Source organism: Paenibacillus sp. SAF-068 (genome assembly GCF_051967555.1).
In the GTDB taxonomy this organism is placed as follows: Bacteria; Bacillota; Bacilli; order Paenibacillales; family Paenibacillaceae; genus Paenibacillus.
The window spans coordinates 1797153-1824142 of the sequence record NZ_JBQCJX010000001.1; the positions used below are offsets into that span (position 1 = coordinate 1797153).

Annotated in this window: 22 protein-coding genes and 1 pseudogene; 20 read left to right on the forward strand and 3 right to left on the reverse strand. The window is 45.8% G+C overall.

The features are described 5' to 3' along the window. Positions 1-33 precede the first annotated feature (33 nt). The 3 genes from ACTHPG_RS08035 (at position 34) to ACTHPG_RS08045 (ending at position 1943) form a co-directional block, all read left to right on the forward strand. On the forward strand, positions 34-1125 hold the full coding sequence (locus ACTHPG_RS08035) for an HD-GYP domain-containing protein (RefSeq protein ID WP_062834101.1): 1092 nt from the start codon (positions 34-36) through the stop codon (positions 1123-1125). Between the two features lie 168 nt (positions 1126-1293). After that, the gene (locus tag ACTHPG_RS08040) at positions 1294-1758 is read left to right on the forward strand and encodes an SRPBCC family protein (protein ID WP_440388592.1); all 465 of its coding nucleotides are present in this window, start codon (positions 1294-1296) and stop codon (positions 1756-1758) included. Between the two features lie 23 nt (positions 1759-1781). Continuing rightward, positions 1782-1943 (forward strand): hypothetical protein, encoded by a 162-nt coding sequence (locus ACTHPG_RS08045; RefSeq protein WP_440388593.1) that lies wholly within the window; start codon positions 1782-1784, stop codon positions 1941-1943. 1 nt (position 1944) lies between these two features. Here ACTHPG_RS08045 and ACTHPG_RS08050 read toward each other — a convergent pair whose 3' ends face one another. Further along, positions 1945-3165 carry an MFS transporter gene (locus ACTHPG_RS08050; protein ID WP_440388594.1) on the reverse strand — a complete coding sequence of 407 codons (1221 nt, stop codon included), beginning with the start codon at positions 3163-3165 and terminating at the stop codon, positions 1945-1947. A 229-nt stretch (positions 3166-3394) separates the two neighbouring features. On the opposite strand from ACTHPG_RS08050, the gene ACTHPG_RS08055 reads away from it, so the two are divergent. Together ACTHPG_RS08055 and ACTHPG_RS08060 are read left to right on the forward strand one after the other, a co-directional pair. Next, entirely contained in the window at positions 3395-3976 is a 582-nt protein-coding gene (locus ACTHPG_RS08055) for a TetR/AcrR family transcriptional regulator (protein ID WP_440388595.1), read from the forward strand. Positions 3977-4315: 339 nt separating this feature from the next. Then, positions 4316-5284, forward strand: a complete 969-nt coding sequence (locus ACTHPG_RS08060; protein WP_440388596.1) for a D-2-hydroxyacid dehydrogenase family protein — start codon at positions 4316-4318, stop codon at positions 5282-5284. A gap of 170 nt (positions 5285-5454) precedes the next feature. Here ACTHPG_RS08060 and ACTHPG_RS08065 read toward each other — a convergent pair whose 3' ends face one another. Beyond that, positions 5455-6492 (reverse strand): LacI family DNA-binding transcriptional regulator, encoded by a 1038-nt coding sequence (locus ACTHPG_RS08065; protein ID WP_440388597.1) that lies wholly within the window; start codon positions 6490-6492, stop codon positions 5455-5457. A 530-nt stretch (positions 6493-7022) separates the two neighbouring features. Between ACTHPG_RS08065 and ACTHPG_RS08070 the strand changes: the two genes are divergently transcribed. The 13 genes from ACTHPG_RS08070 to ACTHPG_RS08130 all read left to right on the forward strand — a co-directional run bounded on the left by ACTHPG_RS08070 (position 7023) and on the right by ACTHPG_RS08130 (position 23001). Further along, positions 7023-8072, forward strand: coding sequence for a 2,3-butanediol dehydrogenase (locus tag ACTHPG_RS08070; protein WP_440388598.1), 1050 nt, complete (start codon positions 7023-7025; stop codon positions 8070-8072). A 180-nt stretch (positions 8073-8252) separates the two neighbouring features. Continuing rightward, on the forward strand, positions 8253-9566 hold the full coding sequence (locus ACTHPG_RS08075) for a hypothetical protein (protein WP_440388599.1): 1314 nt from the start codon (positions 8253-8255) through the stop codon (positions 9564-9566). A 332-nt stretch (positions 9567-9898) separates the two neighbouring features. After that, the gene (locus ACTHPG_RS08080; RefSeq protein ID WP_440388600.1) at positions 9899-11002 is read left to right on the forward strand and encodes an NADH:flavin oxidoreductase; all 1104 of its coding nucleotides are present in this window, start codon (positions 9899-9901) and stop codon (positions 11000-11002) included. A gap of 410 nt (positions 11003-11412) precedes the next feature. After that, positions 11413-12753 (forward strand): beta-N-acetylhexosaminidase, encoded by a 1341-nt coding sequence (gene nagZ / locus ACTHPG_RS08085; RefSeq protein WP_440388601.1) that lies wholly within the window; start codon positions 11413-11415, stop codon positions 12751-12753. 41 nt (positions 12754-12794) lie between these two features. Continuing rightward, on the forward strand, positions 12795-13499 hold the full coding sequence (locus ACTHPG_RS08090; protein WP_440388602.1) for a response regulator transcription factor: 705 nt from the start codon (positions 12795-12797) through the stop codon (positions 13497-13499). Continuing rightward, a complete protein-coding gene (locus tag ACTHPG_RS08095; RefSeq protein ID WP_440388603.1) occupies positions 13496-14479 on the forward strand; it encodes a sensor histidine kinase in 984 nt (327 codons plus the stop codon). Before ACTHPG_RS08090 ends, ACTHPG_RS08095 begins: the two co-directional genes overlap by 4 nt. 303 nt (positions 14480-14782) lie before the next feature. Continuing rightward, positions 14783-15553 (forward strand): ABC transporter ATP-binding protein, encoded by a 771-nt coding sequence (locus tag ACTHPG_RS08100; protein ID WP_440388605.1) that lies wholly within the window; start codon positions 14783-14785, stop codon positions 15551-15553. Beyond that, positions 15528-17486: an FtsX-like permease family protein gene (locus tag ACTHPG_RS08105; RefSeq protein WP_440388606.1), complete on the forward strand. Its 1959-nt coding sequence runs from the start codon at positions 15528-15530 to the stop codon at positions 17484-17486. Before ACTHPG_RS08100 ends, ACTHPG_RS08105 begins: the two co-directional genes overlap by 26 nt. 127 nt (positions 17487-17613) lie before the next feature. Further along, positions 17614-19059, forward strand: coding sequence for a 4-hydroxyphenylacetate 3-hydroxylase family protein (locus ACTHPG_RS08110; protein ID WP_440388608.1), 1446 nt, complete (start codon positions 17614-17616; stop codon positions 19057-19059). A 231-nt stretch (positions 19060-19290) separates the two neighbouring features. Continuing rightward, complete coding sequence (locus ACTHPG_RS08115; protein WP_440388610.1) at positions 19291-19998, forward strand: response regulator transcription factor; 708 nt, start codon at positions 19291-19293, stop codon at positions 19996-19998. Then, positions 19976-21433, forward strand: coding sequence for a sensor histidine kinase (locus tag ACTHPG_RS08120; protein ID WP_440388611.1), 1458 nt, complete (start codon positions 19976-19978; stop codon positions 21431-21433). The genes ACTHPG_RS08115 and ACTHPG_RS08120 overlap by 23 nt, the downstream gene beginning before the upstream one ends. Before the next feature lie 60 nt (positions 21434-21493). After that, positions 21494-22573 carry an AI-2E family transporter gene (locus ACTHPG_RS08125; RefSeq protein WP_440388612.1) on the forward strand — a complete coding sequence of 360 codons (1080 nt, stop codon included), beginning with the start codon at positions 21494-21496 and terminating at the stop codon, positions 22571-22573. A gap of 29 nt (positions 22574-22602) precedes the next feature. Beyond that, positions 22603-23001 carry an Asp23/Gls24 family envelope stress response protein gene (locus ACTHPG_RS08130; RefSeq protein WP_440388613.1) on the forward strand — a complete coding sequence of 133 codons (399 nt, stop codon included), beginning with the start codon at positions 22603-22605 and terminating at the stop codon, positions 22999-23001. 93 nt (positions 23002-23094) lie between these two features. Here the strand turns inward: ACTHPG_RS08130 and ACTHPG_RS08135 are convergent, their stop codons facing one another. Then, positions 23095-23940: an AraC family ligand binding domain-containing protein gene (locus ACTHPG_RS08135; protein ID WP_440388615.1), complete on the reverse strand. Its 846-nt coding sequence runs from the start codon at positions 23938-23940 to the stop codon at positions 23095-23097. Positions 23941-24142: 202 nt separating this feature from the next. On the opposite strand from ACTHPG_RS08135, the gene ACTHPG_RS08140 reads away from it, so the two are divergent. Beyond that, entirely contained in the window at positions 24143-25147 is a 1005-nt protein-coding gene (locus tag ACTHPG_RS08140; RefSeq protein ID WP_440388616.1) for an aldo/keto reductase, read from the forward strand. A 301-nt stretch (positions 25148-25448) separates the two neighbouring features. After that, positions 25449-26989: pseudogene (locus ACTHPG_RS08145) on the forward strand (acyl-CoA synthetase). Position 26990: the final 1 nt, after the last annotated feature.

Here is a 26990-nt window from a genome sequence, read left to right on the forward strand (position 1 = left end):
TACTATAATGAATTGTTCAGGGGGAATACCGATTTGAGAATCCATATTATGAACCTGCAAGACGGAGACCGTCTGACTGCGGATACATTCAGCGATGCAGGATTACACGTTCTCGGGAAGGGAACTGTGATCAAAAGTGAGGATATCTCCTTGCTTATGCAGCACCGTGTAGATTATGTAGATATTGAATCACGTGAAGAGGAAATTACGGAGGCCGAATTTTTTGCTGCAGCGGCAAAGCATGCTTCCGGGTCAAGCGTAAGCACGAAGGAAGAGCCGCCTGAAGAAGAGATGAAGTCCCAATTTATTCAGACTGTACATAATTATCAAAATGCTTTTCTCGAAGCTCTGACTGTTGGCAAGTTCAACGCCACTATGGTGGATGATGCACTGCAACCGATGGTTGAGGGACTGGATGAGCAGAAAGATGTCGTTCATCTCCTGATGATGCTGGAACGCGATGACGTCAATAACTATACACATTCAATCCAGGTAGGTTTGTTGTCCTTCTACCTAGCGAACTGGCTCGGATATTCTCAGAAGGAAAGTTACCAGATTAGTCGTGGTGGTTATCTGCATGACATCGGAAAGTGTAAAGTATCCCACCGGATTCGGAACAAAACAGAACCGTTGACAGCGGACGAGCAGCTGGAAATGCAACGTCACACCATATATGGTCATGAAATTATCAAAAATTCCATGACGGATGAAGCGACAGCACTGGTTGCTCTACAGCATCACGAGCGGGAAGATGGGTCTGGTTATCCGATGCAGCTTGAGAAAAGTGAAATTCATCCATATACCCAGATTGTATCTGTAGCCGACATCTATATTGGTATGAGATCCGGAAGCCACGGAGGCAGCAATCCAAACCTGATTAACAACCTTAGAGATATTTATGGAATGGGATTTGGCAAATTGAATGAAAAGCCGGTTCAGGCATTGATGCAACATTTGCTTCCTAACTTCATCGGGAAACAGGTTCTGCTCAGCAACGGAGAAAAAGGTGTAATTGTCATGAACAATACGTCTGATATTTTCAAACCGCTCATTAAAGTGGAATCGGAAGAATATCGCGATCTCTCCAAAGAGCGTACGCTTGCCATTGATGAATTGCTTATTTAGAATTGATGGTTATCGCAAATCCATCATTTCCATTTTTTTTGAAAGACGGGCCTCCTGCACTAAGACAGGGGACCCGTTTTTTGTTATATCAACCTTTATGTGTTGTTCGACCAAAGAAGCAAGCGTATACTTTGCAAAGACCTTATTTTTCCTATGGGAGCGATCGTCATGATTGAAATATCAACCGAGATTACGATACATGCCTCGATAGAACGGTGCTTTGACTATGCCCGGAATATTGACTTACATACACAGACTGTCTGGAAACATACGCGAGAACGAGCCGTCGCAGGAGTAACCAGAGGAAGAATTGGAGCAGGTGATACCGTTACATTTCAAGCTACCCATTTGGGGGTCAGACAGCAGCTGAAGTCCCGAATTGTGCAGTTTGAACGACCGTTTCTATTTGTGGATCAGATGGAGAAGGGGGCTTTCAAGAGCATGCGACATGAACATCATTTTAGTGTGATTGGAGATCAGAAGACCTGCATGAGAGACACGCTACGGTTTGAAGCGCCACTTGGATTACTGGGTTGGGCAGCGGAGCGCCTTCTACTGAAAAGATACATGCAAGCATTTCTGGAGAGTCGTAATCGTAAACTCAAAGCGATGCTTGAACAGCTTCCAGAATGAAATGCATAAAGGAGAGATGACGTTTGTTTGACAATGAATATTATGTAGGTTGGGGCACTCTTGCCTTGATCAATGCCGGGCTGGCACAGGGAAAAAACAGAAGCGGTCGGAACTGGCTTCTGATTTCCCTGTTCGTTGGTCCGTTAGCAACCCTGTTTATTGTGGTGTGGAATAAACTGGACTAATTCAATGACCTAGATTCCGATGCATATAACGATCGATCATCCAGAACAGAAGTGCGGCTGCACTAACTCCCGCACCTAACCAGCAAACGGCTGTCCAACCTGCCCATGCGTACACTTGAGTAGAAACGATGGAGCCGGTTGCACTGCCGATCGAGTAAAAGATCATATACGCTGCCGTCAGGCGGCTCTGTGCTTCTGGGCGAACTTCGTAGATCAGGCTCTGGTTGGTAACATGTACGGCTTGCACGGCAAGATCGAGCAGGATAACGCCCATGATTAGGAACCAGAGGGAGTGATGGACATATCCGATGGGCAGCCAGGACAAGAGCAGAATGACAAGAGAGATACCGGTTGTTTTTTGCCCAAGGCCCCGATCGGCGAGTTTACCTGCACGGGCGGCAGCCAATGCTCCTGCCGCTCCTGCGAGGCCGAAAGCACCTACGACCGTATGAGACAGAGAAAGTGGAGGGCTACTTAGCGGCAGAACCATGGAAGTCCACAAGATGCTGAAGGCTGTAAAAATCAGCATGGCCAGTACACCTCGTACTCGTAATACACGCAACTCACGGTATAGTAGCAAGACGGAGCCGAGTAGTTGGACATAACTTTGTTTCACATGTGGGGATTGTTGCCTTGGGAGAACAAGAAACAAGGCCACAATTCCGAGTAAAGTAAGGCTGGCAGAGAAGAGATACACCGATCTCCACCCAAGCCAATCGTTCAGCGTACCTGCAACCGTTCGTGCAAGTAATATGCCAATGACGATTCCGCTGGTGACCTGCCCGACAATGCGACCTCGTTCAGAAGGTGCTGCCAGGTGTGCAGCAAAGGCAACCAATGTTTGCGTAATGACCGCGAGCAGACCTACGACAGCCATACCGGTGAATAAAAGTGAGCTGGACTGTGCGGTTCCTACGAGAACCAGTGCAAGTACGGATAAGAGCATTTGGGTGATGATCAGCCTACGGCGGTTTAAGAGGTCACCAAGTGGAACGAGGAGAAACAGCCCCAGAGCATAACATATTTGAGTCACTGTGATAACAACCCCTATGGATGATGGAGAGAGGTTGAATTCTTGAGCAATCGAGTCCAGCAAAGGTTGAGCATAATAGATATTGGCGACTGCAAGTCCACTGCACACGGCAAAGAGAAGAGCAACTAAGCGTGACATGGCAGGACGTTCCTTAGTGGTTAATTGTACATCTGAAGAAGAAGTTTGCATGATGGATGTCCCCTTTCTATTATGTACTGATCGGTATTTTATGTTTCGGGATAAACATACTTTATTTGCATGAACACTGTCAACAGAGAGTTGCATGAGATTTTTAATGTAGTTAAAACGCTTTATCTCTGGAACTCATTTTGTTTCAAATGAGTGATCTTTGACTTATTTATTGTTATGAGGTTAAAATAAATAAATATACTGATCGATACATAAAGAGGTGGATTGTATGGTTAGACAACGGGAATTTGATACGGATAAAGCACTTGATGCAGCGATGCATACATTTTGGGACAAGGGATTCGAAGCGGCATCTTTGAGTGATTTGACGAGTGCAATGGGCATTCAACGTCCCAGTCTGTACGCGGCTTTTGGCGATAAGAAGGAATTATTTGAAACTGCGCTTCGCAGGTATACCACTCAGCATGCGGCACAAGTCAGAGCCAGACTTCAACAGGGCTCCTCCGTGCGAGAAGCCTTTCGAGAACTGTTTGAACATATCGGCGCAGAGGGGAGTGTGACCGAGCCTAGCCACGGCTGTTTTTGCATTAATACGATGGTTGAACTGGCTCCACATGATCCTAAATTCGCTGTCCTTACACGGGAGCATCAGATGTATCTGGGTGTTCTTTTCAAGGAAACCATAGAACGTGGACAGCAAAAGGGGGAATTGTCTGCTCACTTGAACGCGAGTGCGGTCGCGCAATCTTTGGTTGTATCCATGATTGGATTGACTGTTCTGATGAAGTCAGGACCGGACCGCTTGTTTGTTGAGCAGAGCATCCAGGTCACGTTGTCTTTGCTGCAGTAATAGGGAATTATCCTGTTCAAAGTGATGTGGAGCAGTTTATTTTATGAAGTTGCTTCCCTGCTCTTATGTGTGTCTGAGGACATTGGGCAGATCAATGCAGAGTTGTTACAATGTAAATTAATTAAACTAAATATTTACACAAAACGGAGAGGACAGAAATAAGCTGAGGAAGCGGAGCGTTCGCCTTTATCCCCGGATTTTTCCTTTATAAAAAGGAATCGAAGAAAATCTGGGGATAACAGCGATCAGAAGGTTGTTCTGTCATTGTAGTGACCAGTGTAAATATTCTTTAGTAAAATTTATAGATAAGAATTGAGCAGATCTAGGAGGCGATCAGGAATGGATACGAAGTTGCGCTGTGCCGTTTTGGATGATTATCAGAACGTTGCGCTGACGTCGGCGGACTGGAGTCCGCTGATGGATCAGGTAGAAATTCAGACATTCAACAACTATATGGGCTCCGAAGAAAAAGTCATTCAAGAATTGCAGGACTTCGACATTGTGGTTCTTATGCGGGAACGTACACCGTTTCCGGAGAAGGTCATTTCGCAGCTCCCTAAGCTAAAACTTCTGATTACAAGTGGTATGCGCAATGCGTCCATAGACCTCAAGGCTGCGGAGATGAACGGGATTATTGTGTGTGGAACCGAGGGAAGCTCTAATCCGCCGACGGAACTTACGTGGGCACTCATTCTGGGACTGTCCAGACAACTGGTTACGGAAAATAATGCACTTCGTTCCAATCGAAACTGGCAGAGCACTGTAGGGTTGGATCTGCACGGAAGAACACTTGGATTGCTCGGTTTGGGTAAAATAGGCACGCGTATGGCTGAGATCGCACGAGCATTCGGCATGAACGTGATGGCCTGGAGCGAAAATCTGACACGAGAGAAAGCCGAAAAATATGGCGTGATCTATTCAGAGACCAAGGAGCAATTGCTTGCACAGAGCGATATCGTTTCCATTCATCTGGTGTTAAGTGATCGTACACGTAATCTGATTGGACAAGCCGAATTTCAACAAATGAAACCGAGTGCGCTGCTCATCAATACGTCACGAGCGGGCATTGTCCATCAGGAAGCCATGGTGGAGGCGTTGCAAAGTGGTTGGATTGCCGGTGCTGGTCTGGATGTATATGAGCAGGAACCGCTGCCGGTTAACCATATTATGAGAACATTGCCTAACGTTCTGGCTACACCTCATTTGGGGTATGTGACTCGTGGCAATTATGAGATTTATTATAATCACACCGTAGAGAACATAGAGATGTTTCTGAAGGGAACGCCAATCAGGCAACTGCTTCCTTAGAATAATTGTATATTGAATAACGACCCTGCGTATTGTTATATGAACTCAATGATAAATAAGGTGTTGTCAGGATTGGATTATCCCTGAGCAACACCTTATTGGTGTTTCAGTGTAGTAGAAGAACTAAAGGGAAAGGTATAGTCCTAAGCACTTCATTCCATTCACCGAAATTAAATGCGCGGTCCTGACAGAGAAGAACGGATCGGGGCAACGCTAGATTCACGAACGATTAAACGAGGTTCAAACTGAATGTGCTCGTAGTCGGTCGTGCTCATCTCCCGAATACGTTTTAACAACAACTCGGTAGCGAGTCTGGCGACTTCTTCCCCCATAATGGACACCGAACTAATCTGCGGAGACGAGACAGTGGTCCATTGATTGTTGTCCACACCCACCACAGCCACATCTTCAGGAACACGAATGCCTAACTCCTTGAACCGATTAACCAAACCAATGGCGACCATATCATTAATGGCATAGACGGCATCTGGCATATGCGTAAGTCCGTAGAAATAATCTGCAGCATTGGCACCGGTATTCAATGAAAAGTCCTCACCGAAATAGACGAGCGAAATGTCCACATGGCCAACAGCTTGCTCATACGCCCGGAAGCGTTCTTCAATAATGTCTTTAGGTGCTCCGGCATAGGCAATCCGGGTCCGGCCGATCTTGAACAGATGCTCCATCACCAGTTTGCCTTCAGGTTGAGACAGAGAGACGATATCCGCTTTCATGCCCGGTTCCAGTTTCTTGCCGTAGTTAATCATGGAGATAGGGAGAGGGGCTTTATCGATCAGTCCGGGTAACGTTTTGGGATATGCGAGAGGCATGAAGATCAGTCCGTCGACATGCAATTTTTTTACATTACGAATGGTTTCCAGTTCGGTTCGGGCATTTCCTGCCGTATTGATCTGCACGACATGGTACCCATGCTGCTTCGCCGTTTGCTCTACAGACCACGAAATTTCCGGGATAATGGCGTTACGTATATCAGGTACAACGAGCGCGATTTGGTGTGTTTGCCTAATTTTCAGACTCTGTGCGGAGGTGTTGGGTACAAATCCCAGTTCCTCAATGGCCTGCATTACCTTATCTCGTGTTTTAATACTTATGCCTTCTGAATTGTTGATGGCCCGGGATACGGTAGCAATGCCCACACCGGCACGCTCTGCCACGTCCTTGATGGTAAGTTTCTGTTCTTTCCTCAATGTATGGTTACCTCACTTTATCGGAAACGATTCCGAATATTTAGGAATATGTATGCACTTCACGATAGTTATATAACTTAATTATAACATTTGAGCCATGAAGTATCCCATGAATGGACCATACTTATGCCGAGACATGGATTGAATTTAATCCATTTGTCATACCATCTATATAAATTGAACTAAACATTTACACAAAACGGAGAGGACGGAAAGGACCTGAAGAAGCGGAGCGTTCGCCTTTATCTCCGGATTTCCCCTTTATATAAGGGATCAAAAAAATCTGGGGATAACAGCGATCGGAAGGTGGTTCTGTCATCGTAGTATGCAGTGTAAATATTCTTTAGTTCAATTTATATAGCAAAACAACTGAAATTAAAGCATAAGCACTCCAAAGCGAACTCAGTATGATCACCAAATAGACATATTAGTGTAGAAATATGTTTGACAGCGTATCTAAAATGTGACATATTTAATTTACGGAAACGTTTCCGATTATATCATAACTTATGATCTGGGAGATGAAATGAATGAAAGCATTACGCTGGCATGGAGTTAAAGATTTGCGTCTCGAAAATATTAATGAACCTCACCCCACAGAAGGTAAGGTCAAAATAAAAGTGGAATGGTGCGGCATCTGCGGCAGTGATTTGCACGAGTACACAGCCGGTCCAATTTTCATTCCTGCTCAAGCTCCACATCCGCTAACAGGGGAACAAGCGCCTGTTGTAATGGGGCATGAATTCTCAGGACAGGTGGTTGAAGTAGGGGAAGGCGTTACACGTTTCAAGGCGGGCGATCGTGTAGTCGTAGAACCGATCTATGCATGTGGACACTGCGAAGCTTGTAAACAAGGCAAATACAATCTGTGCGATCAAATGGGTTTCCTTGGACTCGCTGGAGGCGGAGGCGGATTCTCCGAATATGTAACTGCTGAAGAATACATGGTTCATGCCATACCGGATTCAATCTCGTATGAACAAGGTGCATTGGTTGAACCTTCGGCTGTGGCACTTCACGCTGTGCGCCAAAGCAAGTTGAAAGTAGGCGATACCGCAGCAGTGTTTGGTGCGGGCCCGATTGGATTATTGGTTATCGAAGCACTTAAAGCTTCGGGAGCTTCTGATATTTATGTTGTGGAGTTATCGGACGAACGGAAAGCCAAAGCGGCAGAACTGGGTGCGATTGTGATTGACCCAACACAGTTCAATGTAGTGGAAGAGATCCATCAGCGTACACAGGGTGGCGTTAACGTAGCCTATGAAGTAACAGGTGTTCCACGTGTACTGCAACAAGCGATCGATTCGACACGTATTGGCGGTGAATTAATGATCGTCAGCATTTTCGAACAGGAAGCGCCAATTCACCCGAACTCGATTGTTATGAAAGAGCGGACGGTCAACGGCATTATCGGTTATCGCGATGTGTTCCCTGCAGTGATTAGTCTGATGGATAAAGGTTTCTTCCCCGCAGACAAGCTGGTAACCAAACGCATTTCGTTGGATGAAGTAGTGGAACATGGGTTTGAAGCACTCCTAAAAGAAAAAAATCAGGTTAAGATTCTGGTGAAAGCAGAATAGAAACATAGGCAGTAAAAGCAAGTAGACAACACATCATCAGATGTGATTGTCTACTTTTTTTGTATAGATCGGGCGGAATTTGTTGCATGTACGGGTCGAATTACATAGTATAAAAAGATACAATTTGTATCATCTTGGTGTGAAGGTAAATATTGTGAAACTATGAAGGAGGAAGCGGACATGCAGAGACCTGCGAAATGGACAGCCGTCATTTTGACTATCGTCGCTGGAGTGAGCTGGATGTTAATGGGTAACTCCAAGCCCAGAAACAGCACGTCTACGAGTCAACCACCTGCAACTGAACGTGGGCTTGCCAAGGTGTCGAATGCACCGATCAGTTCAGCGGATGTAACATCGAAGATTGAACTGCTGGGGAGACCTTTTAGCAAAACTCCCTATGCTAATAACGTCTGGGACATGCAATTGTACAATGGCAAAATATATTTGGGTCACGGAAACAGCAGCAATCTGGGTGTAGCGCCAAATTCAGGTCCTATTCCAGTCATTTATTATGATACAACGAATGCGAAATTCAAGACCCAGTCGGTAACCAATAGTGATCCGGGCATTTTGCCATCGACGAAGATGTATGTGGATGAGGAACAGATTGATATCTACAGAGTGCTGAACGACAAGTTATATATCCCTGGCAATGATTCGGATAGTGAGAAGTGGGAACTGGGCAATTTCTATCGTTTGGATGGAGAGACGTGGACCAAATATCGTAATCTGCCTCTCGGTGTACACGTATATGATTTAGCTTCTTATCAGGGCAAGATGTTTGCCGCGCTGGGTACGGAGTCCAAACCAACCATATTAATCTCTCATAATGAAGGTGAAACTTGGCAGAAATACGCGACGATCAATACCTTTGGCTTCCGGGCGTACACGATGTTTCATCTTAACGGCAAATTGTATGCTTCTGGCATGATGTATCCAGCCAATAAAATATGGAATGACAAAACGAATATTCTGGAAATTAATGAACAGCTTCAGAAAAGGGATGTTGTCGTCTACGGCAGCAAAATGCTGCCCGGACTAACCTATCAAACGGGCACGATTCCTTATAATAAAATAGGGAAAAATGTTAACTTTAATAACAAACTGCTCTATATAGCCGGAGGCGTGTTCAATGATGGACAGCTGCTGCCCAAATCCCTGAATGTCATGACCGACATTAATCAGGCCAGACGAGTGAATCTGCCAGATACCAAGGCGCTTCCAACCGATGTGTTGCTGCGTGAAGGCAAGGTGTATGTGCTTACGTACACGCGCCAAAGTGCCAATCTGTATATCAATCGGGTCTACCAATCGACGGATCTGACAACATGGGATGAAATTTTACGTTTTAACCAAGACACGTATGCCAAGTCATTTGAAGAGAACGAGGGTGACTTCTACTTCGGTCTTGGTACCGATCCGGATGTATTATCAACTTCGTCAGGCAAATTGCTTCGAGTGAATCGCGGAGATATCCCCGTGAATGCTAATTAAATTTTAAGGAAGATTATGGATTATATACTATGCTACATCCACATTATTGGTGACCGGGAAATACCTGAAGATGTGGTAGATTACAGGGCAGACTGCTGCGGCAGTGTGTTCTGAGGGAGGCTGCCACAAGGTAGCTTTCTTTTTTTGTCCATAAAATTAACTTGAAAGCCTAACTTTGAAAATTTGAAAATAAAATTAAGAGACTATAAAATGGATAGAGAAATAACCCTAAACCAGTCAGCTGGATTACACTTGTTACGATATACAAAAGCATGTCGCATTTCACGTGAATGCGGGGTTGCATACTTCCAATTGCAAAGGAGCAGTGTACCATGAACGTACCTTCAGCATTATTCAAACCTTTCACCACGGACAAGCTTACATTGTCTAATCGAATTGTTATGGCCCCCATGACACGCGGATTCTCACCAGAGGGTGTACCTGGACCGGAAGTTGCTGAATACTACCGGCGCAGAGCAGCAGGCGGAGTGGGACTCATCATTACGGAAGGTACAGGCATTAATCATCCATCTTCGGTTAGTGGAGCGAGTATACCCTTGTTTCATGGTGAAGATTCGTTGCAAGGATGGGCCAACGTTGTGGAAGCTGTACATGAGGCGGGTGGCAAAATCATGCCGCAATTATGGCATGTGGGTACTGCACGTCGTTCCGGTGATTTGCCTAATGCAGAAGCAGAACCTGTAAGTCCGTCAGGCGTTAGCATGGCAGGTGAACCATCACGTGAACCGTTGAAGGAAGAGGAGATTCAGGGTCTTGTACAGGCATTTGCCCAAGCAGCAGCGGATGCACAGCGAATCGGGTTTGACGGGATTGAACTGCACGGAGCCCATGGATACCTGATTGACCAATTCTTCTGGGAGCAGACGAATCGACGAAGCGACAATTATGGTGGTGATTTGGTACGGCGAACCCAATTTGCAGTTGAAGTGATTGAGGCTTGTCGTGCGGCAGTTGGTCCTGATTTTCCAATTGTGCTCCGCTTCTCCCAATGGAAGATGGGGAATTATGATGCACGTCTGGTGGAAACGCCGGAGCAATTGGAGCAATTCCTGGCACCACTCAGTGCTGCTGGCGTGGATATATTCCATTGCTCTACACGGCGGTTCTGGTTGCCTGAATTCGAAGGTTCTGAGCTGAACCTCGCGGGGTGGACACAGAAAATCACTGGCAAACCAGCCATTTCGGTTGGGTCAGTAGGACTTGAAGCCGAATTTGTGGACAGAGCAACCGAGAATCAGGGAACAGGGGATGCCCATCTGGATCTATTAAACGAGAAGCTGGAGAACAATGAATTTGACCTGATCGCCTTAGGTCGTGTTCTGCTTAGTGATCCAGAATGGCCTGCCAAAGTTCGTGAAGGTCGCATATCCGAAATCATCCCATTCACAACAGAAGTGCTGCAAACCCTCCATTAATTGAAGGCCTAGAACGTTTGGCAACAGGTGGACCGATGTCGACCAGCGCCGAACAGTAACGAATTACAACAAAAAATGAAAACAAACGAACAAATAGGCCGCCTTTGGGCGGCTTTTTTACCTACCTATAATAATAATTTCAACACATGAAAAATTCACAATAGAAAAACAATTTCTGCACCGCTGCACCTCTTTATCACATCCATACATCCCTCACGCGCGTAGTCACAACACCATTAAGTTCCACATCTTAGGTTCCAATGCAACACCTATTTTGCTGTTTATGTGCTTTAGTATCAATCTGATCGATCTTCAGAAGCGCTTATTTTGAAAATCATTCACCTTATGATAAGGTTAGGCCTGAACCCAAGCGTTGCCAAAACGACATTACATAAGGAGGATGAATATCCTTGTACAACTATAGTTTCAATTCGAATACGATTTGGAAAAAACCAATGCATATGATCTGTCTTTTGCTAGGTATCGTTTTGCTTTTATCGGCATGCGGACAAACTCAGAAACCTTCCTCCGCAACGGACTCGAACAACCAATCGAACACGGGATCCAGCACAGGACAATCTTCTTCATCGCCTGAGGGAAATGCCGTTCCACCGCAGGAAGAAGCAGAAGAGCAACCACAGGAGGAAGCAGATCCGGTTCGGGAGCAACTCCGCCAATTGACTTTGGAAGAGAAGATTGGACAGATGATACTTGCTGGTGTTCAAGGGACAATGCTGGACGATCAAGCGAAACAAATGATTACGGATCAGAAGGTTGGGGGCATTATTTTCTATGCAAACAATGTAACAACCCTTGAGGGGACAGCCAAGTTTGTGCAATCCATTAAGGAGACGAATCAGTCCAACCCGGTACCAATCTTCATGAGCGTTGATCAGGAGGGCGGCAAAGTCAGCCGTATGCCGGAGACGGTGGAATCGATTCCTTCCAACAAAAAGGTAGGGCAAACGAAAGATAGTGACCTTGCTGAAACGATGGGGAGATTGCTGGCCAGACAAGTCCAGCTTGCAGGTTTTAATGTGGACTTTGCTCCCGTGTTGGATGTGAACAGTAACCCGAAGAACCCGGTGATCGGAGATCGTTCTTTCGGCAGTTCGGCAGAACTGGTATCGCGTATGGGGATTGCTGAGATGAAAGGTCTGCGGAGTGAAGGCATTATTCCGGTCGTGAAGCATTTTCCGGGACATGGCGATACGTCCGTAGACTCTCATCTCGATCTGCCTGTCGTGATTAAAACGGAAAAACAACTGGCCAAGCTGGAATGGATTCCGTTCCAGGCCGCAGTGAAAGAGCAAGTGGAAGCAGTCATGGTGGCACATATTCTGTTCCCCAAGCTGGATCCCGATCATCCGGCTTCCTTATCTGATGTTATCATTGGTGAACATTTGCGCGGGGAGTTCAAGTATGACGGTGTAGTCATTACAGATGACCTGAGTATGGGGGCAATCGCTAAGAATTTTAAGCTGAATGAAGCTGCACTAGCGACGGTTAAAGCAGGTAGTGACATTCTTTTGGTAGCTCATAGTTATGAAAGTGCCAAGACGATTTTTGATACATTAATCAGTGCAGTGAAGTCAGGCGAGATCTCCGAATCCCGAATTGATGAAAGTGTATATCGTATCCTGGCATTGAAGCAGAAGTACAAGTTATCAGACGACCAGAAAACCTCTGGTGACCTGAAGCAGTTAAACGCAGATATTGTGGATTGGCGTAAGCAAATCGATGCTCGATAACAGATCCTGTGTTATGATTTTGGCAGAGGTGAGACCCAACCATGTATACCATTATGATTGTAGAAGACGATCCCAAGATTGCGGGATTATTGAAGTCACATATTGAGCGTTATGGAGACAAGGCCGTTTTGGCCGAGGATTTCGAGATGATAGTACAACAGTTTGAGCAGGTACAACCGCATGTTGTACTTCTGGATATCAACTTGCCCAGTTACGATGGTTTCTATTGGTGCCGCCAGATTCGTACACTGTCTACATGCCCAATTCTGTTTATCTCCGCCCGGAGCGGAAAGATGGATCAGGTCATGGCACTGGAGAACGGAGCGGATGATTATATTACGAAGCCCTTCGAACATGAGATTGTCATCGCCAAAATCCGGAGTCAACTGCGCAGAGTGTATGGGGATTACGCTGTACGTGACGAAGAACGCAAGGTAGAGTTAAATGGCTTGGTCGTGTACTTGGAAAGACTGGAGATTCAGCTCGGTGATCGCAAAGTGCAGTTGACGAAGAAGGAAACCATTCTGCTGGAAACATTATTGCGCCGCAGTCCCAAACTGGTGAGCAGGGAGACCATTCTGGAGAAGCTGTGGGATGACTCTTTTGTGGATGACAACACACTTAGCGTTAATGTAACAAGGGTGCGTAAGCGACTAGCCGAGCTTGGCATTACGGATGCATTGGAAACGGTCAGAGGTTCGGGTTACCGGTTGAATAATAACTGGAAGGCCGCTTCTCCATCATGAGACTTTTTATACGAGAACATCTCGCTTTAACTTGCTGGGTTGTTGCCATCTTGTTCACCGTAGTAGCCGTGTTCTGGTATGACGGTTACAACGATTGGACTACAGCTGCTTATGCCGTAGCATTGGGGTTATTTTTGTATGTTGGCTATTTGGTATATCGTTATTATTCACATCGCTCTTTCTATGATCGGATATCAAGATCCATGGATTCGCTGAAGGAATTTGTACCCTTGAACGAAACTAGTCCATTATCACGGGCACTGGAAAAGCTGCTGGATTCACAATATGGACAGTATCATGCTCATCTGCATCGGCTGGAACAGCGGCAACAAGAATATCTGACGTTCATGAACCAGTGGGTACATCAGATGAAGACACCATTATCCGTCATTGAGTTGACGGTGGAGGATCAGGAAGATGACGATCCCAGGCTTATAAGCATTCGCGAGGAAGCGGACCAGATGAGACGGGGATTGGAAACGGTGTTGTATGTGGCACGTTTGGATACTTTCGAACAGGATTTCAGTGTTGAACCAGTGGTATTGAAGAACGCTGGCGAAGAGGCGATCCATGAACTGAAGCGATTCTTCATCCGCAATCACGTCTATCCAGAGATGCATATTGATTCTGAGCTGGTTGTGCAATCCGATGCCAAGTGGATTCGTTTTGTCTTGGTACAGTTACTGTCGAACGCAATCAAGTATTCAGCGGGCAGCGGACAAAAGATTCATATGCGGGCATATGAATCGGAACGCTCCATTGTGCTGGAAGTGCAGGATCAAGGCATAGGAATTCCGAAGTCGGATCTGAACCGAGTCTTCCAACCGTTCTTCACCGGGGAGAACGGGCGGCATTTCAAAGAGTCTACAGGTATGGGACTCTATATTGCCAAAGAAGTGTTAACACGAATGAATCATCGGATCGATCTGGAATCCGTGTATGGCGAAGGAACAACTGTCCGAATTACTTTCAACTCCTAAATTGTCGGTGACAGATTATAGACAAGCGTGGAATTGTATAGTGAAACGAAAGAAGTCTGAGTATAGGTTGAAGTGAGAGTAAAGACGTCTGTTGCCTAGTCTGGGCAAAGACGTCTTTTTTTGTTTGCCATAATGCAACCTTACAACATTGTCATGTTGGTGAAAGGTTAAACCATAGGAGAATGGCCGAAACTTCGATAGACTGTAGTCAGAAGATCAAAGAAAAGGCGTCGCATAATATGCATGCACACTGCATGGATGTAGCTTGATTTAAATTTTATACATGACTAAGGAGTTGTAACTATGGAGATTTGTTCTGTAAAACAGATCAGCAAAATCTATAAAGGGATCGTATCGTATGAAGCTTTATCAGGTATTGACCTCAGTATCCAGGAAGGAGAGTTTGTCGGTATCATGGGACCATCCGGCAGCGGTAAAACCACCTTGCTGAACATGATCTCTACAATCGATCATCCCACATCAGGGGAACTGCGAATTGCAGGAAAGAATCCGTTTGAACTTGAACCAGACGATCTTGCGCTGTTCCGGCGTAAAGAACTGGGATTTGTATTCCAGTCCTTCAATCTGTTGAACACACTGACGGTCAAGGAAAACATCGTATTACCCCTTACGCTTGACGGCGTTTCACTGACAGAGATGAACACACGTGTGGAAAGACTTGCGGGCAAGCTGGGAATCGAAAGCATTTTGAACAAGCGGACCTATGAGATCTCTGGTGGACAGGCACAGCGTACGGCTATTGCCAGAGCGCTGATTCATTCGCCCAAGCTGATTCTGGCTGATGAACCAACAGGTAATCTGGATTCGAAGGCGGCAAGAGATGTGATGGAGATTCTGGAAACCCGCAATCAGGAAGACCGGGCTACGATGCTACTGGTTACCCATGATGCAGTTGCCGCAAGTTATTGCAGTCGGGTCGTCTTTATCAAGGATGGCAAACTCTACAACGAAATACACTACGGCGATAATCGAGCAGCCTTTTACCAGAAGATTATTAATGTATTATCCCTAATGGGAGGGTCCGGACATGAATTTTCGCCAGTTCGCCATTAATAACGTTGTTCGCAACAAACGAATATACCTGGCTCATTTTCTGAGCAGTACATTTTCCGTCATGATCTTCTTTATCTACGCATTGCTCTTGTTCCATCCCGATCTGAAAGAAGGGTTAAAGGGATCCAATGGAACGGTTACTTTGCTTGCTAACCAAGGGTTTATGATTGCGGAGATCATTATATTCATCTTTTCATTCCTGTTCCTGCTTTACTCGGTAGGTTCGTTTCTGAAGACACGCAAGAAAGAATTTGGTATTTTCCTGATCCTTGGCATGACACGCAAACAAATGAATCGGCTGCTGTTTATGGAGAATATGTGTGTCGGTTTAGCTTCGATCATTACGGGCATCGGACTCGGTCTCATTTTCGGCAAATTGATTCTGCTCATCTGTGGCTCCATGCTGGCTGTCGAGAACAGCCTTCGGTTCTACTTTCCGCTGAAAGGCATTGCCCTGACGGTTGGCGCATTTCTGCTGTTGTTCGTTGTCATCGCAATGTCGTCATCCTTGCTCATACGCAAAGGTTCACTTATTGAACTTGTGAAATCGGAGGAAAAGCCAAAACCGGAACCGAAAGCATCGCGTTTGCTCGCCTTGCTATCCGTACTGTTCATTGGCGGAGGCTACGCAGGGGTATTCACCTTTGTATGGGTAAGCTTCTCGTTTCCGCTATTACTGGCAAGTGTCGTGGTTGTAATTGCAGGTACATACTTACTGTTTACACAGCTCAGTGTGTACGTTATTCGGGCACTCAAAGGCAATTCACGGTTATTTTTCCGTAAAACCAATTTGCTCTTTCTATCGGAACTTACGTATCGAATGAAAGATAACGCGATTATGTTTTTCATGGTAAGTATCATCTCAGCTTCTTCATTTACGGGAATTGGCACCATGCTCGCAATAGCTGACCCGGGGTTGTCGTCCATGTCGAATCCGTACGCATTCAGCTATATGAATTCATGGGATACTCCCCAGTCAGAGCGACATATTCGGCAGATTGAAGAAACGTTGATTGATCATCAAGTTCCCTACGTGAAGGGCAGTTATGCTCCTATATATGAAAATAATAATGGAAGTATTATCAAGCTAAGTGATTATAACCGTCTGGCGAAGGCACTGGGGTATGAAGAACGTACGTTGAAACAGGTCGATGAGTCATTTATGACACCAAGCAATCTGGCGGTTCGCAAGAAGTACCGTGAACAGGCTGAACAAGGATTCTCCGGAGGGGAGATCAATCTGGAGGTGGATAGTCAACGCGTACCTGTTCAGCTATCGACACCTGGCACCGAGATTGTGATTCCTTTTCAAAATGAAATTAATCTCTACATCGTAACTGACGAATTGTTTAATCAGATGAGACCCGCGTACAACGAGGAAGTTGGCATGCCTGAAGGTTTCTATTCGATGAGAACGATCCAATTTATCGTGAAAGATTGGATGGGCACACGCAGCTTTGCTCCTGACTTGATCAAATCGATTCAAGATGATCATTCCGACAAAGGTTATTACGAGGTCAGCGCACTTGTGGTGGATTGGCTTAATTCCAAGCAGACCAATGGCATCATTCTAATTTTGAGCGGCCTGATCGGCATTGTTTTCTTCACCTTTGCAGCAAGCTTCACCTATTTCAGACTCTACGCAGACCTTGAACGAGATGAAGCACAGTATCGCATGATTGGCAAGATGGGACTCAGCCGTCCTGAACTCCGCCAGATTGTAACAAGGCAGCTATTGCTTATGTTCTTCCTGCCGATTCTGATTGCCGTCATCCACAGTTCAGTGGCCTTTGTAGCGTTGCAACAGTTGGTTGATTTCTCAGTCTTCGGATACAGTCTTCGCATCTTCCTGGTCTTTGCTTCCATGCAGATCCTGTATTTTGCACTTGTGCGCTGGCGGTACCTGCGTCATATGTATTCCAAGTTAGTCTAAAAAATATATGACCTAACAGACATCGGACTTGTAGTTCGGTGTCTGTTGACTTTTCTATCTCAGGCACAGTACTATTTTAATAGATACAGAATGTATCATTACATAGTTCTAAATAGGGAGGGCGTACATGAGCATCACGATGTCATGTGGACAAGCATACATTCAACGATTGAATGATGAGCGCAATGTATGGCTGGACGGAGAGCGTGTCCAGGTAACTGGGCATCAGGCCTTTCAGGGTACACTTCAAACGATAGAAGGATTATTCAATCTGGTGGATGACCCAAAGACGCGGGAAACCGTGGCCTACTGGGACGAACAGACGGGAAGTTACGTGCACCGCTCCTTTCTTGTGCCTCGTTCCGTTCTTGATGTGAACAGCAGGGCGGATGCTTTTCGGCTTTGGGCTGATAAGACGTATGGGGTGATGAGCCGATTGTCTGATTATGCCCGATCCCGCCTGACCGGTTGGTATGCAACACGACATGAGATGACAGCGCATGACCCGGCTTTTGCAGGTAAAATATCCGATTATTTTGAACAAGCCAAACGTAAAGACGCTTTCCTGACGATTGTCCAGCGGGACCCGCAGATTAATCGGTCCTTGCCAGTTGGTGAAGATGAGGATGCCATGCTGCGGATTGTCCAAAGTAATACGGAGGGCGTGGTGATCCGCGGAGCCAAAATGGTAGCAACAGCAGCCCCTTATGCAGATGATATCATGGCTTATCCCGTTCAACGAATTCCAGGGCACCGGCCAGAATTGGCCCATATGGTGGTTGTAGCCGCGGACAGTCCGGGCTTGCACATGATGTGCCGAGAATCTTTTGCGGCCAAAGATACAGATCAATCACATCCGTTAAGCTCGCAATATGATGAGATGGATGCCGTATTATTTTTTGACGATGTATTCGTACCCTGGGAACGTGTATTGCTGCACAATAACCCTGAAGCCGTATGGCAGATTCGCTGTAATACAGCTTCAGCCAGTCTGGCCTATCACCAGAGCGTCATTCGATTACACTCGAAACTGGAGTTTATTACATCCGTGACCTCAGCCATTGCCAAGGAGATCGGGGTGGATTCTTTCTTGAATGTGCAGGAACAACTCGGAGAGCTAATCAGTCAGATGCAGACCATTGAGGGACTGATTATTGCTGCTGAAGCGCAATCCAAGCCGGATACATTTGGCAACTGGCTGCCGGAATTCAAATATATTGAAACGGCACGTAATCTGGGCAATCGTTATTATCCCCGCGCGGTGGAGATTTTGAAGACGATTGCTGCAGGTGGTCTGATTCAGATTCCCTCAGGTACGTTGGAAATGAATGAAGCGATGGGCTCTATGATGGGCCAATATCTTGGTGGAGTAACGATGCAAGCCCCGGAGAAGATTCGACTTTTTCAACTGGCATGGGAGTTGACCGGAAGTCCGCTCGGAGCAAGGCATGATCTATACGAACGTTTCTACGCGGGTGATCCTGTGCGTAACCGGGCCAGTCAATATGTGCAATATGACAAGGAACGTTTATGGGACAAAGTTGAACCGTGGCTTCGGTCAGATAAGAGATGACTTCATGTGAATAGTCTGAAAGAAGAATGAACAGTTTGAATCAACAACTTGGATCAAGAATGAAAACAGTCCTACTATATTTGAATTATTCTTAAAGCCTTGGCCTGTGCCGGGGCTCTATTTTTTATTTATTTAGATTATCTTTAGAAATGGTTTAGGTTGAATTAAGAGACGTAGTATATAGTAATAAGGTATAGATAGGCATAGAGTATAGGAAATGAGAGGAATAACATGAGATACACCATATTGATTGCAGATGACGAACCAGAGATTGTGGAACTGCTTCAGCTCTATCTGGAGAAGGACTATAGCATTAAGACTGCGGTGAATGGAGCCGAGGCGTTACAATGCATACGTTCAACACAGATCGATCTGGTCATACTGGACATTATGATGCCCGTACTGGACGGATTGCAGTTAATCAAACAGATCAGAGCTACACATCACATGCCTGTACTGTTCCTATCCGCCAAAAGTCAGGATCACGATAAAATCCTTGGACTCGGACTTGGGGCAGATGATTATATAGCGAAGCCATTCAACCCGCTTGAGATTGTCGCCAGAGTAGAGGCATTGCTCAGAAGAGTGAATCAATTTGATGCAGCAGAGATCCCGGCAGCGAAAGAACAAAATCTGATATTGGGTGATCTGACGCTGGATCGATCCCAATGTATCCTTTTTCGTTCAGGGACACCTGTAACATTGACCTCCACAGAGTATAAAATTATGGAATTATTGCTGGATCAACCTGGCCGAGTATTCACCCGCAAAAAAATATACGAAGCCGTCTGGGGCGATTATTATGCGCACGAGGACAGCACGATTATGGTACATATCAGCAATATTCGGGAGAAGATCGAGCGTGATTCCAGACAGCCGGAATATCTCAAAACGATAAGGGGACTGGGATACAAAATTGAAGCGCCCATGGAAAGCTAGAGAAAAACGACTGTTGCAGACATCCCTGACACTGGATTTCTTGCTGTTCAACTTCTTTTTACTGTTACTGGTATTGATCGTGTACCTCATGGTGTCACTGGATGTCGTTGATTTTCGCATTTCGGATCAGGTGGTTGATCCGGATCTGAATGTTGAAGCCCACGTGTATGTGGCAGAGCTGGAGAACGAATTATACTCCGGTGGAGGTTCAGTGTCGAAAGGGAAAGACACAGAGATCCAACGTCTCAAGGACAGCGGCGGCTGGATCGAGATTCTGGATGCGAATCGCAACGTCATTCAGCATGTGGGAGACAAGCAAGATTCGTTCACACGATACAGTGAAGCGGATCTGTACGCAGGATTGGAGAACCGAAGCGACCAGCCGTATTATTACTCCATTACTCCGTTTAAGGCGGAAGGAGCGGCAACGTATGTGTTGCTGAAGATCCCGCGTGATCTGGTCAGCGTAAGGATTAATGATAATCAGTTGATTACCAATCTGAAGCACCCGTTATCCTTTTACATTATGATTGGCATCGGTTTGGTTTTGTTGTTGATCTTTGTATATAGCTATTGGGTCGCACGGAGAATCAAAAAACCACTCAGTATACTCTCCTCGGGTCTTACGCAGATGATCCAGGGAAATTATAATACACGGATGTCGATCTCCGCCGAGAGAGAGTTTGTCCAGATTGGTGAGACCTTTAACTACATGGCAGACGTCATTGAGAATACCTCGGCGGAGAAACGTTATGCCGAAGAGAGCAAACAGCGACTGATTGTAGACTTGTCACATGATCTGAAGACACCGATAACATCTATACAAGGATATGCTCAGGCTTTGGTGGAAGGGCGCGGAGAGGACAAGGACAGGCAGCAAAGATACCTGGGATACATCTATAACAAGTCCGTTCAGGTTGCACGCATGATACAGAATATGCTGGAGCTGCTCAAGGTGGATTCGCCTGATTTCCGCATGCATATTCAGAGAAGAGAAATTGGAGAATTCGTGCGCGAGATTATGGCAGATACGTATGGGGAGATTGAGCAGAAACAGTTTGTCCTGCATGTGCTTGTTCCTGATGAGGAGATTTACGCAAGGTATGATCCGGAGCTGCTATCCAGAGTCATCCAGAATCTGATCACGAATGCGCTTGCTTACAATCCGATCGGAACAGAACTGCGTGTGGAACTCATTCCGCTGGATACCCATGTGGTGATTGAAGTAGCAGACACCGGAGTGGGCATACCACAAGAACTGTGGTCAACGATCTTTGACCCGTTTGTACGAGGGGATGAGGCGCGGACAGCGACTGGAGGCACCGGACTTGGTTTGTCCATCGCACGGCGTAATACGGAGAAAATGGGCGGGCGGTTGATCCTTTCCGGGCGTGGTCGGGAGACCACCGTATTTACCATTCAGATTCCGAACTAAAGACCAGACCAAGCATTAAATGATTCAACGTAAAGAAAAGGTTATGTGGAGGGAAACGACTTGTTAAAAACAAATTCATTTGTCCGGTTCAGTATCGCACTGGCGCTGATATTGGTTAATATCTATTTATTATCACGTGTGAGCTTCATCTTTCAGCCGCTTGTTACTATGCTTACGGTGATCACCGTGCCGATGATGTTATCGGTATTCTTTTATTATCTGCTGAGGCCGCTTGTGAATTATATGGAGAAAAAGAAAATCAATCGCACACTAAGTATTTTGCTAATCTATCTGGTTATTGCTATTCTGGGTGTGTTCTTCATCATCGGATTATGGCCATCATTACGTGAGCAGCTGATCAATCTGGTTGATAACGCACCGAATCTACTGAATTCATTAAGTGAACAGCTGAGAGAGCTGGAGCAGAATGGAGCCATTCAAGCATTATTCCCTGAAGGCTCGACACCTTTCTCTCAGATCACGGAGTATATCAACAAAGGGTTTAACTTTGTAACCAACTACGTAAGTGGATTTATCTCACTCGTTTCCAGTTTTGCAATCATCTTGTTTACATTACCAATTCTCTTGTTCTATATGCTGTTACAAGGTGAGAAATTTGGTCGTAAACTGGCACATATCGCTCCCAAGCGTTTTCAAAATGACAGCCGTGAAGTCGTAATTGAGATTGATCAGGCGTTGAGTGGTTTTATTGTGGGAAGAGTTTTGGTCAATCTGGCATTGGGTGTACTGATGTATATCGGTTTCTTGATTATTGGACTGCCGTACGCATTACTGCTTACGGTGATCGCGGTCATCATGAACTTTGTTCCGTTTATCGGAGCAATTGTGTCGTCTGTACCCATTGTCATCATGGGCCTCGTGGTATCCCCATCGGTTGCCATCTGGTCTCTGATTATTATTCTTGTCGCTCAGCAGATTCAGGACAACCTGGTGGCACCCTACGTATTCGGCAAGAAGCTCGATATTCACCCGCTCACGACGATTATTCTGGTCTTGGGTGCAGGGGACCTGGGTGGAATTATTGCCATCCTGATTATTATCCCGGTCTATATGATCGTTAAAATTCTTTTGGTTCGAATCTATAACATGTTCTTCAAGGACAAATGGCAGAATGCATAAAATCTAAATTATTCGAAGGAGTGGAGTACATGTCTGAAATTATCGAAAAACCATACAACGAACCCGAATATATTGCACCTCAATCTGTTCAAATGGGTACCATTCACATCTCGAACGATGTGTTGTCCAAGATCGTGGGCATGGCCGCTCAATCAACGGCTGGGGTATCCTCCATGTCTGTTGGTCTGACTGAAGGCATTGCCAAAAGCATTAGCGGCAAGAGTCTGCAGAAAGGAATCGATGTGCACGTCAAAGACGATCAGGCCACCATTCAATTGCGCATCAACATTCAGTATGGCAACAAGATGCATGAGGTCTGCCGTGAACTTCAACATAATGTTCAACAGGCTGTAGAGCAATTAGCCGGCGTTATGGTCAATGAAATTAAAGTGCAAGTTGTCGGCATATCCATGCCAGAGACCGTATAAACAAACGTAAGTAACGAACGAATGTAAATAATAAAGGAATGTAAGTTTGAACAAATGTAAGTGATATGGATTGGCAAAAACAGCACCTTCCCATTAACAACTTAACTGGGAGGGTGCTGTTTTATGTTTGCGGTAGTAGGTGGGGGCTTCGCCCATCACTTTTTTGAACATTTTGGAGAAAAGTAATTGATCCGTGTAACCCACCGAGCGGGCAATATCACCGATAGTCAGAGCCGGATCAAGGGTCAATTCGGCTGCTCTGCGCATCCGGTAATGGACCAGATACGACTGAATGCTGCTTCCCATCTGATCCTTGAAGAGAGAGCACAGGTAACTGCGCTGCAAACCGACATGGGCGGCTATGGATTGAACTGTAATGGCATTCGCGTAGTTCATTTCAATGAAGTCCATGACCTGTGTCACATACGTTTCCTTTGAGTAATCGTGCACGGGTTGTAGCTGCTCTGGATTAGCCTGATCAATTAAAATCGAGAAGAATTGATACAGCAACCCCGTCATGCTTATTTCCCAGCCTTTAAGAGTATTGCGCGAATTGACCATTCGGTGTAAACAGGACCGCATCTCGTCATCCTCATTGCCCAGCTCAAAGATGGGGTGATGCTCCGACAGACAAGCCTGCTGTAGAAAGGATGAACTATTACTGCCTTGAAATGCAACCCAACTGTATTCCCATGGGTCATCCTGATCGGCTTCGTAATGAACAACAGAATGCGGAACGATGAGAAAACCTTGCCCTTTGTGCAGGGTGTACGTTTTACCTCCCACTTCGAAGGTGCCTTTGCCATACAAAATATAATGAATTTTGTAATAGTCTCTCATGGCAGGCCCAAAGTGGTGACCTGGTGTACAGGCTTCGGTGCCATAATGAAGGAGCTGAAGCTCCTGAAAATGATTGTTCTTGAACATATACGTAATCAAGGGTATTCACTCCTGTATGATTTCGTCTCATCTTGCATTTTAACATATTAATTGGTATGAAAGATAAATAAATTAAGATTACTTCAAGTGTATAACAATCATTTTTCCATATGGTTATAGTGAAATGCCATATCGTTTTGGCTGGAAAATGGCTAAGATGAAAAGGAATTCAACAAACCTTTACAGGAAAGCGAGAATAACGATGCCCTATACTGCGAGTGAACAACGATATGATGAGATGAAATATGTACGTTCCGGCAAATCCGGAATTAGACTGCCGCAAATTGCGCTGGGTTTATGGCAGAACTTTGGTGGTAACCGTACATTGGATATTCAGGAAGAGATGATTTTGCGTGCGTTTGACCTCGGAATTAACCATTTCGACTTGGCCAATAACTATGGTCCACCTCCAGGTTCTGCGGAAGAAAACTTTGGTGTGATCTACAAAAAACATCTGCGCCCTTACCGGGATGAATTGCTCATCTCCTCGAAGGCAGGCTACCATATGTGGAATGGACCTTATGGCGAATGGGGTTCCCGCAAAAATCTGGTTGCAAGTCTCGATCAAAGTCTTGGCCGGATGGGACTGGACTATGTGGACATTTTCTATCATCACCGCCCAGATCCGGATACGCCATTGGAAGAAACGATGACGGCGCTGGATCATATCGTGCGGCAAGGTAAAGCTCTATATGTGGGCTTATCCAATTATAATGCAGAACAGACGCAAGAAGCGGTAACCATTCTTCGTCGTCTGGGAACGCCATGTCTGGTTCATCAGCCAAACTACTCGATGCTCAATCGCTGGATCGAAGACGGTTTGCAGGACGTTCTGGATGAGCAAGGCGTAGGTTCAATTGCATTCTGTCCACTCGGCCGCGGTCAGTTGACGAATAAATATGTCGACAAGATCAAGGAAGAACGAGCCAATCCAACAGGCAATTTGAAAAAAGAAGCATACGCGGACGCACGGATTGCCAAGTTCGATGCGCTTCAGGCGGTTGCGGAAAGAAGAGGTCAAACGATCTCCCAACTGGCTTTGAACTGGATTTTGCGTGGTAACCGTGTTACTTCTGCACTGATTGGTGCAAGCCGTGTGTCCCAGATTGAAGAAAACGTAGCTGCGCTCCAAGCTCCTGATCTGACAACGGAAGAGTTGAATGAGATCGAAAGCATTTTGGACGGCATGGGCAATTATCCGTGGTAATCGAAAAGTTAAGTTAGAAAAAGTGATGATAATATAAAAATTAAACTGAAATGGCACCTTCCTGATGCACAGGAAGGTGCCATTTTTTTATATGTCATTTTCTTTATAGGAAAAGATCTATTATAATAGTTAACATTAATTGACCTATGTTTATTTTTTCAGAATGAGCCTAGTTCATAGCACCTGGTCCTAGGATTTAGGGTATAATATATAGAAGCTTTACATTTGAACTATAAAGGAGAGGCTCCATTTGAACTTTGAACAGTGGATTTCGCCTGAAAGCTATAACCTGACATCCGAGATGGAGAATCACCCATCAGACCGGATTGCACTTAGATGGCTCAGCGATCATCGAGAATTGGAAGAGATCACATATGGTGATTTATTCAAGCAGGCGAATCGTCTTGCAGGAGGTTTGCGTGAACTTGGACTGGAGAAGGGTGATCGGGTGTTGGTCATGGTACCACGCCGTATCATTGCCTATGTCATTTACATTGCTTGTCTGAAACTGGGGATTGCCGTTATTCCTTCCTCCGAGATGTTACGGGCAAAAGATCTGGAATATCGTCTGCGTCACTCCGAGGCACGAGCTGTTATTGTATGGTCCGAGACGACTTCGGAAGTGGAAAAGATGGACGCGGATCTCCCGTCACTGGCACATCGCATCGTGGCATCACCCAATGGTGAAGTGGGCGTACCTGCCGATGGCTGGGTCAATGTGCATCAGTTAATGCAAGATCAACCTGAGGAGATGGCTGCGGTGGAAACTCACCGTGATGATACAGCTATTCTTGCCTATACATCGGGCACCACAGGTAATCCCAAAGGAGTTGTACATAGCCATGGTTGGGGATATGCCCACCTGCGGATCGCTTCTACATTATGGTTGGATATTCAGCCATCTGATACGGTATGGGCAACAGCGGCACCTGGATGGCAAAAATGGATCTGGAGTCCGTTCCTGTCGGTACTCGGAAGAGGTGCGACAGGCCTGGTCTATAATGGCTCATTCCAGCCCAAACGTTATCTGGAGCTGATGCAGGAACATCAAATTAATGTTCTTTGCTGTACACCAACCGAATATCGATTGATGGCCAAAGCCGATGATCTTGGACATTATGACCTGTCCCATCTGCGCAGTGCTGTTTCAGCGGGTGAACCGCTCAATCAGGAAGTCATTGAAATCTTCCAGCGTCACTTCGACCTCACTATTCGGACGGATATGGACAGACCGAGAGCACGTTGTTAATCGGCAGCCTCAAAGATGCGCCTGTACGCATTGGTTCGATGGGTCAGTCCATTACACCTGGATTGATTGAAATTATTGACGAAGAGGGACAACCTGTTCCTGCGGGTAAAGTAGGAGATATCGCGGTGCACAAAGAGATGCCAGCTCTGTTCCGGTCCTATTATCAGGATGAGGGACGGAAGGAAGCGAGTCAGCGTGGCGATTATTTTGTAACCGGGGACCGCGCACGTAAAGATGAAGAAGGTTACTTCTGGTTTGAAGGCCGCAGTGACGATATCATCATCAGTTCGGGTTATACGATTGGACCCTTTGAAGTGGAAGAAGCACTTATGAAACACGCCAGTGTGAAGGAATGTGCGGTGGTTGCAAGTCCGGATGAGATCCGTGGCAATGTGGTGAAAGCATTTGTCGTACTGCGAGATGATTCACTGGCTTCACCAGAACTGATGCGTGAATTGCAGCACCATGTCAAGGAAATCACAGCACCTTATAAATATCCGCGCAAGATCGAATTTGTTACGGATCTGCCGAAGACCAACTCAGGTAAAATCCGCCGGATCGAACTGCGTGAACAAGAAAAACGAAATGGTTAAG

Excerpts from the sequence above, each read along its gene's own strand:
- ACTHPG_RS08055 (WP_440388595.1), top strand. The coding sequence starts at position 3,395 with ATGGTTAGACAACGGGAATTTGATACGGATAAAGCACTTGATGCAGCG.
- ACTHPG_RS08140 (WP_440388616.1), top strand. The coding sequence starts at position 24,143 with ATGCCCTATACTGCGAGTGAACAACGATATGATGAGATGAAATATGTA.
- ACTHPG_RS08115 (WP_440388610.1), top strand. The coding sequence starts at position 19,291 with ATGAGATACACCATATTGATTGCAGATGACGAACCAGAGATTGTGGAA.
- ACTHPG_RS08105 (WP_440388606.1), top strand. The coding sequence starts at position 15,528 with ATGAATTTTCGCCAGTTCGCCATTAATAACGTTGTTCGCAACAAACGA.
- ACTHPG_RS08090 (WP_440388602.1), top strand. The coding sequence starts at position 12,795 with ATGTATACCATTATGATTGTAGAAGACGATCCCAAGATTGCGGGATTA.
- ACTHPG_RS08095 (WP_440388603.1), top strand. The coding sequence starts at position 13,496 with ATGAGACTTTTTATACGAGAACATCTCGCTTTAACTTGCTGGGTTGTT.
- ACTHPG_RS08070 (WP_440388598.1), top strand. The coding sequence starts at position 7,023 with ATGAAAGCATTACGCTGGCATGGAGTTAAAGATTTGCGTCTCGAAAAT.
- ACTHPG_RS08130 (WP_440388613.1), top strand. The coding sequence starts at position 22,603 with ATGTCTGAAATTATCGAAAAACCATACAACGAACCCGAATATATTGCA.
- ACTHPG_RS08100 (WP_440388605.1), top strand. The coding sequence starts at position 14,783 with ATGGAGATTTGTTCTGTAAAACAGATCAGCAAAATCTATAAAGGGATC.
- ACTHPG_RS08050 (WP_440388594.1), bottom strand. The coding sequence starts at position 3,165 with ATGCAAACTTCTTCTTCAGATGTACAATTAACCACTAAGGAACGTCCT.
- ACTHPG_RS08110 (WP_440388608.1), top strand. The coding sequence starts at position 17,614 with ATGAGCATCACGATGTCATGTGGACAAGCATACATTCAACGATTGAAT.
- ACTHPG_RS08040 (WP_440388592.1), top strand. The coding sequence starts at position 1,294 with ATGATTGAAATATCAACCGAGATTACGATACATGCCTCGATAGAACGG.
- ACTHPG_RS08075 (WP_440388599.1), top strand. The coding sequence starts at position 8,253 with ATGCAGAGACCTGCGAAATGGACAGCCGTCATTTTGACTATCGTCGCT.
- ACTHPG_RS08080 (WP_440388600.1), top strand. The coding sequence starts at position 9,899 with ATGAACGTACCTTCAGCATTATTCAAACCTTTCACCACGGACAAGCTT.
- ACTHPG_RS08060 (WP_440388596.1), top strand. The coding sequence starts at position 4,316 with ATGGATACGAAGTTGCGCTGTGCCGTTTTGGATGATTATCAGAACGTT.